Source organism: Plantactinospora alkalitolerans, assembly GCF_015690345.1.
Lineage (GTDB): Bacteria > Actinomycetota > Actinomycetes > Mycobacteriales > Micromonosporaceae > Plantactinospora > Plantactinospora alkalitolerans.
The window spans coordinates 51,213-65,489 of record NZ_JADPUN010000185.1; the positions used below are offsets into that span (position 1 = coordinate 51,213).

The window sequence follows — 14,277 nt, forward strand, 5'->3', positions numbered from 1 at the left end:
CGATCCGGGACCCTGCCGTGTCCCGGCTGCCAATCCTCGGTTGGACCAGGCGGGCAGTCCGGCGAAACCGGTCCTGACCAGGGAAAACGCCTAGGGCAGTGATCGGGCGAGGGAGGGGGACCAATGACGGTACGCGGCGCGGCGGACCAGAACGACATCCTGATCGTCGAACGCCGCGAGTCGGCGGTGCGCAGCTACTGCCGCCGCTTCGACTGCGTCCTCGACACCGCCGAGGGGAGCGTGGTCAGGGACGTGTCCGGCCGTGAGTATCTCGACTTCGTCGCCGGCGCGGGTTCGTTGAACTACGGGCACAACGACCCGGACATGCGGGCCGCCCTGATCGCCCACCTCGAACACGGCGGACTCTCGCACAGCCTGGATCTGGCCAGTACGGCCAAGAGCGCTTTCCTGACGGCCTTCGAGTCGCTCGTGCTGCTGCCGCGCGGCCTCGACCACCGGGTCCAGTTCACCGGCCCGACCGGCGCCAACGCGGTCGAGGCGGCACTCAAACTCGCCCGTAAGGTCACCGGCCGGTCCAATGTCATCGCCTTCACCAACGGCTTCCACGGGATGTCGCAGGGCGCGTTGGCGGCGACCGGGAACCGGCACCACCGGATCGGCCCGCAGATGCCGCTGCACGGCGTGACCCGGCTGCCGTACGACGGCTACCAGGGCGAGGGTGTCGACACGGCGGACCTGTTGGCCCGGATGCTGTGCGACCCGTCCAGCGGGCTCGACGCGCCCGCGGCGATCCTGCTGGAGACGGTGCAGGGGGAGGGTGGCCTCAACGTCGCGTCGCCGGGTTGGCTGGGAAGAATCGCGGAACTGGCACGGAGCAGCGGCGCCCTGCTGGTGGTCGACGACGTCCAGGCCGGCTGCGGACGGACCGGTACCTTTTTCAGCTTCGAGCCGTTCGGGATCGTCCCCGACCTCGTCGTGCTGTCCAAATCGATCTCCGGTTACGGCCTGCCGATGGCGCTGCTGTTGATCCGGCCCGAGCACGACGTCTGGCTGCCGGGGGAGCACAACGGCACGTTCCGCGGAAACGTCCACGCGTTCGTCACGGCCACGGTGGCGTTGACGAAGTTCTGGGCGGCCCCCGGGTTCGCCGCCGACGTGACACGCCGGGGGGATCTGCTCGCCGGTCGCCTCGCCGGGATGGCCCGCGTCGTGCCGGGCGCGACCGTGAAGGGGCGCGGGATGATGCGCGGCGTCGATGTCGGCTCCGGTGCGCTCGCGGCGGACATCACCCGGCGCTGCTTCGCCGGAGGGCTGATGTTGGAGACCTCCGGCCCGCACGACGAGGTCGTCAAGGTGCTCGCCCCGCTCACCACCCCCGACGACCTGCTGAACGACGGGCTGGACATCCTGCTGGACGCCGCCCGAGACGTCACGACGGGGTCCGGGGTACCCGGTGCGTCCGGCCTGGTGAACGCGTGACCGCGACTCCCCGGGTGCCGCCGGACGCCGACCCCCGGGTGGTGCCCGACGCCGACCCGGTACGTCCGCCGTACGTCCCCGACCAGGGTGTCGGGCCTGGAACCGGTCCGGTGCTGACCGCCGCGGGGGTGGACAACCGGGTCCGTTGGCGACCTGGTGAGCGGTTGCACCACCTGTTCGAGCGACGCTGCGACCGGTTCGTCGCCGAGGGCGATCCCGGGCACCTGGCGGTCGACGACGGCGAGCACCGGTTGACGTTCGCCGAACTCGACTCCCGGGCCAACCAGTTCGGGCGGCTCCTGCTGGCGCGCGGCGTGGCTCCGGGGGACCGGGTCGGGCTGCTCGTCGACAGGTCCGCCCTCGCCTACCTGGCCATGCTCGCCGTCTCCAAGATCCACGCGTCGTACGTTCCGGTGGACGCCGGCTTTCCGACCGACCGGATCGCCTTCATCGTCGACGACGCGCGCGTCCGGACGGTCGTCGCGCTCTCGGCGTTGGCCGACCGCGTGGACGGGGTGGCCCGGACGGTGATCCGGATCGACGATGCGCCGGAGCTCGACCGGTACCCCCGGCACCGGATCCGCCTGGACGATCCCGCGCCGACACCGGACGATCTGGCCTACCTCATCTACACCTCGGGTACCACGGGCCGGCCCAAGGGCGTCGCCATCACCCAGGCGAACATCTGCAACTTCGTCCAGGTCGCGGCGGAGAGCTACGGCCTGCGCGCCGACGACCGCGTCTACCAGGGGATGACGATCGCCTTCGACTTCTCCGTCGAGGAGATCTGGGTGCCGCTGGTCTGCGGCGCGACGCTGGTGCCGAGCACCGCGCCCGGGGCGCTGGTCGGACGCGATCTCGCCGGCTTCCTCGCCCGGCACCGGGTGACGGCGCTGTGTTGCGTACCGACGCTGCTGGCCACGATCGAGGGCGAGTTGCCGGACCTCCGGTTCGTCCTCGTCTCCGGTGAGGCCTGTCCGGCACACCTGGTCAACCGCTGGCATCGGCCGGGAAGGACGTTGCTCAACGTCTACGGACCGACCGAGACGTCGGTCACCGCCACCTGGGCCCGACTCCATCCCGACCGGCCGGTGACGATCGGGGTGCCGCTGCCGACGTACTCGGTGGTGATCCTCGATCCGGACCTGCGGGCCCTGCCCCGAGGGGAGACCGGAGAGATCGGCGTCGCCGGGGTCGGCCTCTCCCCGGGGTACGTCAACCGGCCCGACCTGACCGCCCACGCCTTCGTTCCGGACCGGTTGGGGATCGCGCACAATCCCTCGGGCCGGATCTACCGCACGGGTGACCTCGGCCGGGTCAACGACGACGGCGAACTGGAGTACCTGGGCCGGATCGACAGCCAGGTCAAGGTGCGTGGCTACCGGATCGAGCTGACCGAGATCGAGTCGGTGCTGCTGCGGCTGCCGGAGGTGGCCCAGGCGGCGGTCACCACGTACCAGCCGGAGTTCGGTGTGGTCGAACTCGCGGCGTTCTACACCCGGAGTGCCGGAGCGGGGGCGCTGGACCGCGGCCGGGCGATGGCCGCGCTGCGGTCCCGGCTGCCCCGCTACATGGTCCCGGCGTATCTCGAGGAACTGCCGGCGCTGCCCACGCTGCCCAGCGACAAGGTGGACCGTAACCGGCTTCCCGCGCCGTCCGGAACGCGGCACCGGTCGACGACGTCGGACATCGTCGCTCCCGCCGGGCCCACGGAGTCGGCGCTGGCGGAACTTCTCGCGGAACTGTTGCGGGTGGAGCGGGTGTCGGTGCGGGACGACTTCTTCACCGACCTGGGCGCCGACTCGTTGATGATGGCGCGGTACTGCACGGGGGTGCGGGAACGGATCCGCGCCGACGTCTCGATCAAGGACGTGTACCTGAATCCCACGGTCCGGGGCCTCGCCGAGGTGGTCGGCAAGGGTGCGTCGGCGACGCCGGTCGAGCCCCCACATCCGGTGCTGCGCGTGCCCGGCGATCTGGCGTACTACGGCTGTGCGGCTCTCCAGCTCCTCTTCGGCCTGGTGTGCATCGTGTTCTTCGCCATGGGCGCGGTCACCGGGTACACCTGGATCAGCGGCGGCTCCGGCGGGGTCGACGTGGCCCTGCGCTCGCTGAGCTTCGGGTTCGCCTGGTTCGCGGTGACGGCGCTGCTTCCGGTGGCGGTGAAGTGGTTGCTGGTCGGCAGGTGGCGGGCCGGGACGTTTCCCATCTGGGGGCCGACCTACCTGCGGTTCTGGGTCGTCAAGCGGGTCACCCGGGCCAGCCCGCTGGTGCTCTTCCGGGGATCGCCGGTCTACAACCTCTACCTCCGCGCGCTCGGCGTGCGGGTCGGGCCCGACGTGTTGATGCTGTCCCGGTCGGTGCCGGTCTGTACCGACCTCATCACGCTGGGCGCCGGTACGGTGATCGGAAAGGACGTGAGCCTTCTCGGGTACCGGGCGGAGGCCGGCTGGATCACCACCGGCCCGATCAGCGTCGGCCGGAACGTCCAGGTCGGTGAGGGCAGCGTCCTGGACATCGACACCGAACTGGGCGACGGGGCGCGGTTGGGGCACGTCTCCTCGCCCCACCCCGGCCAGGTCGTTCCGGCCGGGGCCAGCTATCACGGCTCGCCCGCGGTGCCGGGTGGTGGTGGCAGCCCGGTCGCGGCGCCGAGGTCATGCTCGCGGGTGCGCCGGCTGTGCTACGGCACCGCCCAACTGATCGGCCGGATGGTGGTCGACACCCAGTTGGTCGTCGTCCTGGTGGCGGTCGCCTTCGCCGTCGACATCCGGACGGTTCCGGGATCGCTGCTGATGTTCTTCGGCGCGATCCCGCTCGGCCTGCTGCTCGCGGTCGCCGTTCCCCGACTGGCGAACCTGTTCCTGGTGGCCGAGCGGGCGTATCCGCTCTACGGCTGGCACTGGATGTGCTTCCAGGTCGTCTCCCGGTTCAGCAACGTCCGGATCTTCAACGTCCTGTTCGGAGACAGTTCCTACATCACCGGATACCTCCGGTTGATCGGCTGGCGGCTGCGCGAGGTGCGGCAGACGGGCTCGAACTTCGGGCTCGGGCAGAAGCACGACAGCCCGTACCTGTGCGAGGTACGCGGTGGCGGTCTCGTCTCCGACGGGCTGTCCATGTCCAACGCCCGGTTCTCCAGTACGTCGTTCGCGCTGTCGCGGGCGACGATCAGCGCGGAGAACTTCCTCGGCAACCGGATCGTCTATCCCGCCGGGGCGAGGGTCGGGAACAACTGCCTGCTCGCGACCAAGGTCATGGTGCCGCTCGACGGCCCCGTCCGGTCAGGTGTCGGGCTGCTGGGCTCGCCACCGTTCGAGATCCCCCGCTCCGTACGCCGGGACGCCCGTTTCGACGGGTGGAGGACCGGTGACGAGTTCCGGCGACGGTTGTCCCGGAAGAACCGTTCGAACATCGCCACCATGGGCTGGTACCTGCTCTCCCGCTGGCTGCTGTTCTACCTCCCGATCCTGATCGTGGTACGCGTCGAGGGACTGCACGACGGCGCGGGGCCGCACGTCCCCGCGCTGGCCGCCGGGATCCTGCTGGCGCTGCTGACGATGATCGGCTACGTCGTCCTGCTCGACTGGGTCTGCCTGGGGTTCCGGCGGCTCCGCCCGTTGTGCTGCTCGATCTACGATCCGCGTTACTGGCGGCACGAGCGCTACTGGAAACTCGGCGAGGCCGGGTTCCTCGGGCTGTTCAACGGTACGCCGGTCAAGTCGCTGGTCTGGCGGCTGCTCGGGGTACGGGTCGGCCGACGGGTCTTCGACGACGGTTGCGGGATCCCGGAGCGGAGCCTGGTCGAGATCGGTGACTACTGCACCCTGGGCGAGGGGTCGGTGCTGCACTCGCATTCGCTGGAGGACGGGGCGTTCAAGTCCGACCGGATCCGGCTCGGCCGGGGGTGTTCGGTCGGCGCCGGCGCGCTGGTCCACTACGGCGTCGAACTGTCCGACGGGGTGGTGGTGGCGCCCGACTCGTTCGTGATGAAGGGAAGCACCCTCGCGGCCGGCACCGTCTGGCGGGGCAATCCCGCACGCCCTGTCCCGAACGCCGGATAGCGCGGCGGGGCCGGTCGGAGCGGCAGCGGGACCCATTGACAGTCGATACCTAACAGCTAAGCTATAACCGTTATGTATCAGCGCATGACCGGCGGTGGGGCCGTCGACGTTCGTTCCCGTCCACGTCGGCCGGTCGACGTCACCTCGGCATCCCGTCGCCGATCGGGCCATCGCCAGGGAAAGGAGCCACGATCGTGAGTTCCCACGCCACCCGGCCACGCGCCGACGTCGTGCCGCCGGACGCACCACAGCAACCAGGGATCGACGACGGCGGGCGCGGCCGGCTGGCCCCGATCGCCTGGCGGCCGGTCGGCGTGGTCGCCGGACTCGTCGCCACACTGCTGCTGGCCACCAACGGTGGCTACGGGTACCACCGCGACGAGCTCTACTTCCTGCTGCTCCGGCCGGACTGGGGCTACCGGGACCAGCCGCCGCTGACCCCGGCGATCGCCCGGCTGGCCGACGCGCTGTCCGGCGGGTCGCTGTGGGGGCTACGGCTGCCGGCCACCCTCTGCGTGCTGGCAGCGCTGCTGCTGGCGGCGCTGCTCGCCCGCGAGTTCGGCGGCGGCACGCTCGCCCAGACGCTGGCCGCGTTCGGTCTCGGCACCGGCGCCGCGACCCTGATCTTCGGGCACGTGCTGCTGACCGCTGGGGTCGACGTGCTGGTCTGGCTCGGCATCATCCTCTGCGCGACCCGGGCGCTGCTGCGCGACCAGCCGCGCTGGTGGCTGGCGGCCGGCACGGTGCTCGGGATCGGGCTCTACAACAAGCTGCTGGTCGTGCTGCTCCTGGTCGGACTCGCCGTCGGGCTGCTCGCCCTCGGCCCACGCCGTGCGCTGGTCAACCGCTGGCTCTGGGCCGGCGTGGCACTCGCCCTGCTGATCGGCGCCCCCAACCTCGTCTACCAGCTCACCCACGACCTGCCCCAGGCCGACATGGCCGGGGCGATCGCCGACGACAAGGGCGCCGAGTCGCGGACCACCTTCGTGCCGTTCCAGCTCATCCTGATCGGACCGCCGCTGGCGGCGATCTGGATCGCCGGCCTGGTCGGGCTGCTACGCCGAGCGGCCTGGCGACCGGTCCGGGCCCTCGCCGTGGCGTACCTGACGGTCTGCGTACTGGTGCTGGTCTCGGGCGGGCAGCCCTACTACACCTACGGGCTGCTCGGCGCCCTCTTCGCCGCCGGGTGCGTGGTCACCGCCGACTGGATCCGGCGGGACCGGCGCCGGACCAGGCTCACCCTGGTCGCGGCCGCTGCCGGAGTCAACGCGGTGGTGAGCGCGGTGATCGCGCTGCCGCTGCTGCCGGTCGGCGTACTCGGTGCCACGCCGGTTCCGGGGATCAACATCACCGCGGCCGACTCGGTCGGCTGGCCCCGCTACGTCGACCAGGTGGTCCGGGCGTACGACGAGCTGCCGGCCGCCGACCGGGCCGCCGCGATCGTGCTCACCGCCAACTACGGCGAGGCCGGGGCGCTCACCCGACTCGGCGCCGACCGGCTGCCCGTGATCTACAGTGGACATAATGAGCTCGGCTACTACGGGCCACCCCCCGAGTCGGCGACCGTGCTGCTCGGGGTCGGCGTGGGGGAGGCGGGCGAATTGAGCCGGCACTTCGGTACCTGCGCCCTCGTCGGCCGGCTCGACAACGGGCTCGGGGTCGACAACGAGGAACAGGGCGTACCGATCGTGGTGTGCCGGGAGCCCCGCACCTCCTGGCAGCAACTGTGGCCGATGATCCAGCACTTCGACTGACGACCACCCCGACCGGACCTCCGTCCCGGGCTCGCGCCCGGAGCGGAGGTCCCCGCGCACACCGGGCCGAACAGGCGTACGCTGGGATCAATCCCGGAAACGACGACATCCCACTCCCGAGGTGCCAGCCACGCCGGCTCGACCCTTAGGGGAGTGTCATGTCCGTCCTTCACCGCACTCGAACCGCACCGACAGATCCCGCGGTCACCGCTTCGCGGGTCCCGGACGTTCCCACCGCGACACCGGCGAGCGGGTCGGCCCGGATCCGGCTCGGACCCGCCTGGCTCCGTGTCTGTGCCGTAGGGGTCACCTCGGCGGTTCTTCTCGTCTTCATGATGCAGAACACCCGCGAGGTCGAGGTCACCTTCCTGTGGATGCACGGCACGCTGGCGCTGGCGCTGGCGTTGCTGATCGCTGGCGTCGGTATGGCCATCCTGGCCATGGTGGTCGGCGCCGTGCGTCTCACCCGGCTGGACCGCCGGCGTCACTGATCCGCGCCGCGCGGACAGCCCACGAACTGGCTTGGATACCTTGCGTGTCCCGATCGCAGGCCCGAGCCGATCCGACGTGATGACGCCAGCCGATCCAGGCTGCCGCCCCACGAGACGAACCGAAGGGACATCCCATGCACATCGACAAAGCCGACATCCTCGCATCGCTGCGGTCCAGAGGGCTGCATGCCAGGGCCGCCTGGGTCGACCGGGAACTGCCCACGATGGTCGACACACACAAGCACGGGTCGCTGCTCCGGATGCTCGGCGTCGACCCCGCCAGGGCACCCGACACGGTCGGATCGGCGCAGCGCTGAACTGCCGCGGAGCCGTCCGGGGCACCACCAGCCGTCGTCAGCAGGCCGACACCTCCGGCCGCGGGCCCGGAGGACAAACCCTCGGGCCCGCGCCGGACGCCACCGGGGCCGCGAAGGTCAGGCCGGTGTCGTCTCCAGGTGTGTCGTGTCGTGCTTGGTCGCCCACCCGAGGGCGTAGTCGGCCACCGCCTCCCAACCCGGCACTCCGATGGTGAAGTGCGGTCGGTGGGGAAACACCTTGTAGTCCGTGATCGCGGACGACCTGTCGTACCGCCGGTAGTTCTCCCGATTGAGTGCCGGGGGAGCGGTGTGGTCGCTGCCACCGGCGATGATCAGCAGCGGCGCCCTCGTACCGTTGCGGAGATTGACCTTGGTGGCCGGGTGGGGGAGCAGGTTGGCGGTCGCGGCCTGCCACAGCGGGCGTCCGCTGCTCGGCACGTGGTAGCGGTGGTAGGCGGCCATCGACGCCGCCTCGTCCGAAGTGTTGGTGAACCCGTAGTGCCACTGCTTCGGGCTCAAGGTCACCGTGCGTCCCCGGTTGGCGGGGTTGCCCAGCACGGGGAACGCGGCCCGCAGGCTGGAGAGGGACAGCCTGAATACCCCCTTCACCGGGGCTGGGGCGATCGCGACCCCGGCGTGACCCAGCCCCCGGTCCAGCAGGATCTGCACCAGTACACCGCCGAAGGAGTGCCCGATGAGGACCGGCGGCGTACGCATGCCGCGGATGATGTTCTCGTAGTGCTCGGCCACCTCCGCGACGCCCACCCCGTTCATGGCCGACGGATCCGCCCGGAGGGCCTTGACCTCTCCATCCATGCCCGGCCAGGCGGGAGCGATCACTCGGTGGCCGGCCTTGGAGTAGCGGTCGATCCAGTACTCCCAGGCCCGGGGGTTCAGCCACAGCCCATGGATGAGCACGATGGTGCTCCGACCGTCGGGGGAGTTGGCGCTGCTCATGTCGGTACCCCTGTCTGATGTTGGTTCGTGATCGACCCGTACGGGCGGCGTCGACGCGCCGGGCGGCCCGGCCCGCTCATTCGGACGCTTTCCGGCACGGTCACTACAGGCCGGGTGGAAGTGTGGAACCCGGGTCGGCGTAGGCATCGGGTGCCCGGAGCGTGGCCACCAGGTCACGACCAAGGTGTCCGGGGTAGCCGGTGCCGGCTGCCGGCTGCCGGTGGCCGAGTTCGCGGGCCTGGTCGCCGGCGCGACGGGCGGCGATGGCAGTGACCCAGCCGAGCACGTCGTCGTGCCGCGCCTGGGATACCGGCGCGAGCCGCCATACCTCGACGAAGACCGCACGGGTCACCGGCACGGCGCGCGCCGAACTGCCGAGGCTCTCGCGGACCTGGGCGAAGACGGGGCGGACGAGGTGGCGGTAGAGACGGCCGAAGGCGGCCTCGTCCCGTTCGGCGATCCGTTTGACGAGATCACTCAAGGATTCGGCGGCGGGCGGAATGTAGCTGGATGGGATAGGCATCCGAAGCTCCGGTGGTGTGCCTGTGGTCAGGGCACCGCCAAGGACTGGAGCGGCTGTGTCGCGCGATCACACTATGGCACCGATGACCCACGGACGACGACGCCGGATCTGGCTATTCGCAGCAACGCGTGCTTTTCGCCTATCCAGGACACGTCGTGGGGAACCTCCTGGTCAGCCAGCACAGGCCGGCTACCACTGGGCAGTGGTCCAGGAGTACGCTGACGCCGCGGTTGCTCCGGACCCTGGCGACGTGCCCTAGTGTCGATCGCCTGGAGGAGCTGTGCGCGTCATCGTTTCGATCATCGCGCCCGTCCCCACGACCGCCCGGCATCACCACAGCTCACCGGATACATTCGGCCGCTGCACCGTCCGAGGCGGCAGCGACGCCGTGACGCCGTGAGCAGTGACCGGGTCGTCCGGGTCTGGGCCGAGGTGGGGCGGCAGGCCGAGGGCAACCCGATGTCCGTGGCGCACGTGTGTGCGGCGGCCGTCGTCGGGGTGGGGGTGGATGGGGCCGGCGTGACGGTGATGGTCAGCCCTGCGGTACGGGATTCGGTGCACGCCACCGACCACGTGGCGGGCGAACTCGAAGAGTGGCAGCTGACCTTCGGCGAAGGCCCCTGCGTCGACGCGTTCGCCGTGGGCGGCCCGGTCCTGGTCGTGGACCTCGGTTCACCGGACTTCCTGGCCCGCTGGCCGGCGTTCACCCCGGCGGCATTGAACAGCGGCGTGGGTGCGCTGTTCGCGCTGCCCGTACAGGTCGGCGCGATCCGGCTGGGCGTGCTCGACCTCTACCGCGTCCGACCGGGCCCACTGAGTCCTGCCGAACTCGCGGACGCGTTGGCGTTCGCGGACGCCGCCGGCACGCTGCTGTTCGACGAGGCGGGTATCCGGCCGACCACGGTTGCCGTGGCCGGGCAGGGCGACGACCCGACCGCCCACCACGCTCAGGTGTACCAGGCCACCGGAATGCTCCTGGTGCAGCTCGGGAGCAGCGCCGAGGCGGCCTTCGCCCGACTTCGGGCCTACGCCTACGCCCACGACCGACGACTCGGCGACGTCGCCCGCGACGTGGTGGAGCGCCGGCTGCGCCTCCGGCCCGATCCGCCAGGGGACGACGATGACGGACGATGACGCCCTGCCAGCCCACCGTCCACGGCGTGCGATCACCACTCGCTGGCGCCCGCGTCGAGCACAACCGTGATGAGGGAGAACGGGCATGAGTGAGCGGCAACTGACCGAGGCGTTCGTCGAACTGGCCGACACCCTCGTCGACGACTTCGACATGATGGACTTCCTGCACCAGGTGACGGTCAGGTGCGCCCAGGTGCTCGACGTGTCGGCGGCCGGGGTGCTGCTGACCGACCAGCGAGGTGTACTGCGCGTGGTGGCCGCCTCGACCGAACAGACGCGGCTGCTGGAACTGCTCCAGTTGCAGACCGACGAGGGGCCCTGCCCGGAGTGCTTCCACACCGGGCGGCCGATCGCGGTCGCCGACCTGTCCACCACCACCAGCCGCTGGCCCCGCTTCACCGCTGAGGCCCGGCGGAGCGGCTTCGCCTCCGTCCACGCCCTGCCGATGCGGCTGCGCACCGAGGTCATCGGAGCGCTCAACCTGTTCGGGGTCGAACCCGGTGCTCTGGACGAGAACACCATCCGACTGGGACAGGCCCTGGCCGACGTGGCAACCATCGGGCTCCTCCAGGCACGAGCCATCCGACACCGCGAAACACTCGCCGAACAGCTGCAAACCGCGCTCAACAGCCGGATCGTCATCGAACAGGCCAAGGGCGTCGTCGCCGAACGCCGCAAGATCGACGTGGACCAGTCGTTCATCCTGCTCCGCAGTGCCGCCCGTACCAGCAATCGTCGGCTGTCCGAACTCGCCCGCGCCGTCATCGACGGATCAGCAATCGTCTGACCCACCCCACCCGGTGCGAATCAGGTGCCGCATGGCGCCGGCGCCTGATCCGCACCCGAAAAACGGAGACAATGGTCGACAACCACAACATTTCTGCGCCCCGGCACGGTCCCGGTCCACGCGTTCCAGTCGATCCCGCCGATCGGCCGTCCGCGTGAGGGTAGCCCTGCTGGGACCGGTGGCCTGGCGTACGCCGCCACACCACTACGGACCGTGGGAGCAGGTGACCGGTCTGCTTGCCGATGGCCTGGCCGCCCACGGTGTGGATGTGACGCTGTTCGCCACGCTCGACTCCGTCACCTCCGCCGCGCTCGACGGCGTATGCGCACGCGGCTACGCCGACGATCCGACCATGGACGGGCGGGTCTGGGAGGCGATGCACGTCGGCCACGCCCTGGCCCGGTCGGCGGAGTTCGACCTCGTGCACAACCATCTCGACTGGCTGCCGCTGGCCCTCGCCCAGCATTGCCGGGCCCCAATGGTAACCACCATCCACGGCTTCTCCGGCCCGAAGATCCTGCCCGCCTACGAGACCGCCCGGTCGGCGTACGTCTCCATCTCCGACGCCGACCGCGTCGCCGGGCTCGATTACCTCGCCACGGTGTACCACGGGATCGACCTCGGCGGGCTGCCGTTCGCCCCCGACGGAGGCCCGGGGCTCGTCGCCTTCGGCCGGATCCATCCGGACAAGGGCACCCACACCGCCATCGAGATCGCGCGGCGGGCCGACCGGCCGCTGACCATCTGCGGGATCGTCCAGGACGAGCGGTACTTCACCGAGGAGGTCCTTCCGCACGTCGACGGTGAACGGGTCGTCTTCCTCGGCCCGGTCGGCCCGGAACGCCGTGGCCGGATCCTCGGTGCCAGTGCGGCCCTGCTGCACCCGATCGCCTTCGCCGAGCCCTTCGGGCTGTCGGTGGTGGAGTCGATGGCGTGCGGGACGCCGGTGGTGGCGTACCGGCGCGGATCCATGCCGGAGGTCGTCGACGAGGGTGTGACGGGCTTCCTCGTGGATACCTTGGAGGAGGCCGCCGAGGCCGTCGCCCGGATCGCGACGATTGACCGGGGAGGTTGCCGGGACCGTGCCCGGGAGCGCTTCAACGCCGACCGCATGGTGACCGACTACCTGCGCGTGTACCGCGAGGTCCTGCGCCGGTAACCGATGCTGATACTGTCGGGCAGTCGATGGCTCTCCGAGGGTCCGGCGTAGGTTCCCGACCGGTCAGATCCCGCAGAGGCGGTGGCCTCGGTGAACCCCGTTCCGCCCGCCACACACGCTGGTCGGGTGAGCGCCATTATCGCGTGAGGTCCGCCACCGCCCCGCGCGGCGGCGTCCGACGACCGGAAGGCGCGCGCGGATGCCCCGCAGCTACGGTTTTCTCAGCACCCATCCACCGACCCAGTGCGGACTGGCCACCTTCAACTCGGCGCTGGCCGCGCACATCATCGCCGAGGGTGCGTCGGGCGGCGTCGTACGCGTCGTCGCCGGCGACGACCGCCACGCCGAGCCGGCGGTTCCCGGCGATGGTCGAGCAGACGCTCGGCGACCGGTCGGACCCGGCGTCGTGCACAGCTGGTCGGCGCGGACGGTCGCTGGCTGGCGGGACGCGGCCGCGGCGCTCGACACGTTCGACGTCGCCGTCGTGCAACACGAGTACGGCATCTATCCCGGACCCGACGGGCAGGACGTCCTGCCGTTGCTGCGCCGGCTCACCGTGCCCAGCATCGTGGTTCTGCACACCGTGCTCGCCAATCCGACCGCCGGGCAGAAGGCGGTGCTGGAGCAACTCGTCGCCGCGGCCAGCACGGTCGTCACGATGACCGACACCGCCCGCGACCGGCTGCTCCTCGGCTACACCGTGGACGCCGCCAAGGTCACCGTCATCCCGCACGGCGCGGCCGACCACGACGACACCACCGCCGAACCCCGCCAGCGTCCCCATCTGCTCACCTGGGGACTACTCGGCCCCGGTAAGGGGATCGAATGGGCGTTGCGGGCCCTCGCCCGCCTCCGTGGGCTCAACCCGACCCCCACCTACACCGTCGCCGGTAGGACGCACCCGAAGGTGTTCGAGCAGCACGGTGAGGAGTACCGGACGGGCCTGCAGCGTCTCGGTGCGATCCTCGGCGTCGCCGACGACGTCGACTACCAGCCGATCTACCACGACGAGGTCGCCCTGGGCCGCCTGATCCGCTCCGCCGATGTCGTCGTCCTGCCCTACGACTCCCGCGAGCAGGTCACCTCCGGCGTCCTCATCGAAGCGGTCGCCGCCGGAGTTCCCGTCGTCGCGACGCCCTTCCCGCACGCCGTCGAGATGCTCACCGACGGGCCGGGTCTGCTCGTACCCCACCAGGATCCGGTGGCGCTGGCCGCGGCCGTACGGCGGATCCTGACCGAACCCGGCCTGGCCCCCAGGCTCGCCGGCCGCACCCGGGCCCCGACGCTCCGGTGGCCGGCGGTGGCGGCACGTTACCGTGCGCTGGCCGAACGGCTCCACACCGCCGATCCGCACCCGGCGGCGCCGACCGTGGTGACGGCGCCGGCATGACCGGCTCGGTGTCCCGCGTCCTCGCCCTCATCCCCACCACCGCTGCGGCCCTCGCGCCCGCCCCGAGTTTCACCCACCTGGCCCGGCTGACCGATGACACCGGCCTGTTCGAACACGCCCGGCACGCCATCGCGCGACGCGAGCACGGCTACTGCACCGACGACGTCGCCCGGGGACTTGTCGTCACCTGCCGCGAGCCCGATCCGTCCAGCCGGGTGCTGCGGCTCGCCGAGTGTTACCTGACCTTCCTCACCCACGCCC

11 protein-coding genes and 1 pseudogene are annotated in these 14,277 nt (G+C 70.8%); 10 read left to right on the forward strand and 2 right to left on the reverse strand.

Annotated elements, in window-relative coordinates; translation table 11 throughout:
- Positions 1–123 precede the first annotated feature (123 nt).
- The 5 genes from ectB to I0C86_RS20135 all read left to right on the forward strand — a co-directional run bounded on the left by ectB (position 124) and on the right by I0C86_RS20135 (position 8,066).
- Positions 124–1,440, forward strand: coding sequence for a diaminobutyrate--2-oxoglutarate transaminase (gene ectB / locus I0C86_RS20115; protein ID WP_196202806.1), 1,317 nt, complete (start codon positions 124–126; stop codon positions 1,438–1,440).
- Positions 1,437–5,504 (forward strand): Pls/PosA family non-ribosomal peptide synthetase, encoded by a 4,068-nt coding sequence (locus I0C86_RS20120; protein ID WP_323373741.1) that lies wholly within the window; start codon positions 1,437–1,439, stop codon positions 5,502–5,504. Before ectB ends, I0C86_RS20120 begins: the two co-directional genes overlap by 4 nt.
- A gap of 194 nt (positions 5,505–5,698) precedes the next feature.
- Positions 5,699–7,258, forward strand: a complete 1,560-nt coding sequence (locus I0C86_RS20125) for a glycosyltransferase family 39 protein (RefSeq protein WP_323373742.1) — start codon at positions 5,699–5,701, stop codon at positions 7,256–7,258.
- 332 nt (positions 7,259–7,590) lie between these two features.
- Positions 7,591–7,749 (forward strand): LapA family protein, encoded by a 159-nt coding sequence (locus I0C86_RS20130; RefSeq protein WP_196202807.1) that lies wholly within the window; start codon positions 7,591–7,593, stop codon positions 7,747–7,749.
- 134 nt (positions 7,750–7,883) lie between these two features.
- Positions 7,884–8,066, forward strand: a complete 183-nt coding sequence (locus I0C86_RS20135) for a hypothetical protein (protein WP_196202808.1) — start codon at positions 7,884–7,886, stop codon at positions 8,064–8,066.
- Positions 8,067–8,183: 117 nt separating this feature from the next.
- Here I0C86_RS20135 and I0C86_RS20140 read toward each other — a convergent pair whose 3' ends face one another.
- Complete coding sequence (locus I0C86_RS20140) at positions 8,184–9,023, reverse strand: alpha/beta hydrolase (RefSeq protein WP_196202809.1); 840 nt, start codon at positions 9,021–9,023, stop codon at positions 8,184–8,186.
- 103 nt (positions 9,024–9,126) lie between these two features.
- Positions 9,127–9,546, reverse strand: coding sequence for a sigma-70 family RNA polymerase sigma factor (locus tag I0C86_RS20145; protein ID WP_196202810.1), 420 nt, complete (start codon positions 9,544–9,546; stop codon positions 9,127–9,129).
- Between the two features lie 396 nt (positions 9,547–9,942).
- Here I0C86_RS20145 and I0C86_RS44505 point away from each other — a divergent pair, with 396 nt between their 5' ends.
- The 5 genes and pseudogenes from I0C86_RS44505 to I0C86_RS20170 all read left to right on the forward strand — a co-directional run.
- Positions 9,943–10,680 (forward strand): ANTAR domain-containing protein, encoded by a 738-nt coding sequence (locus tag I0C86_RS44505; protein WP_323373743.1) that lies wholly within the window; start codon positions 9,943–9,945, stop codon positions 10,678–10,680.
- Between the two features lie 85 nt (positions 10,681–10,765).
- Positions 10,766–11,467 carry a GAF and ANTAR domain-containing protein gene (locus I0C86_RS20155; RefSeq protein ID WP_196202811.1) on the forward strand — a complete coding sequence of 234 codons (702 nt, stop codon included), beginning with the start codon at positions 10,766–10,768 and terminating at the stop codon, positions 11,465–11,467.
- 154 nt (positions 11,468–11,621) lie between these two features.
- Positions 11,622–12,626 carry a glycosyltransferase family 4 protein gene (locus I0C86_RS20160; protein WP_196202812.1) on the forward strand — a complete coding sequence of 335 codons (1,005 nt, stop codon included), beginning with the start codon at positions 11,622–11,624 and terminating at the stop codon, positions 12,624–12,626.
- A gap of 199 nt (positions 12,627–12,825) precedes the next feature.
- Complete coding sequence (locus I0C86_RS20165; RefSeq protein ID WP_196202813.1) at positions 12,826–14,016, forward strand: glycosyltransferase; 1,191 nt, start codon at positions 12,826–12,828, stop codon at positions 14,014–14,016.
- Positions 14,013–14,277 (forward strand): annotated as a pseudogene (locus I0C86_RS20170) (glycosyltransferase); the annotation flags it as partial. The gene I0C86_RS20165 and the pseudogene I0C86_RS20170, both read left to right, overlap by 4 nt.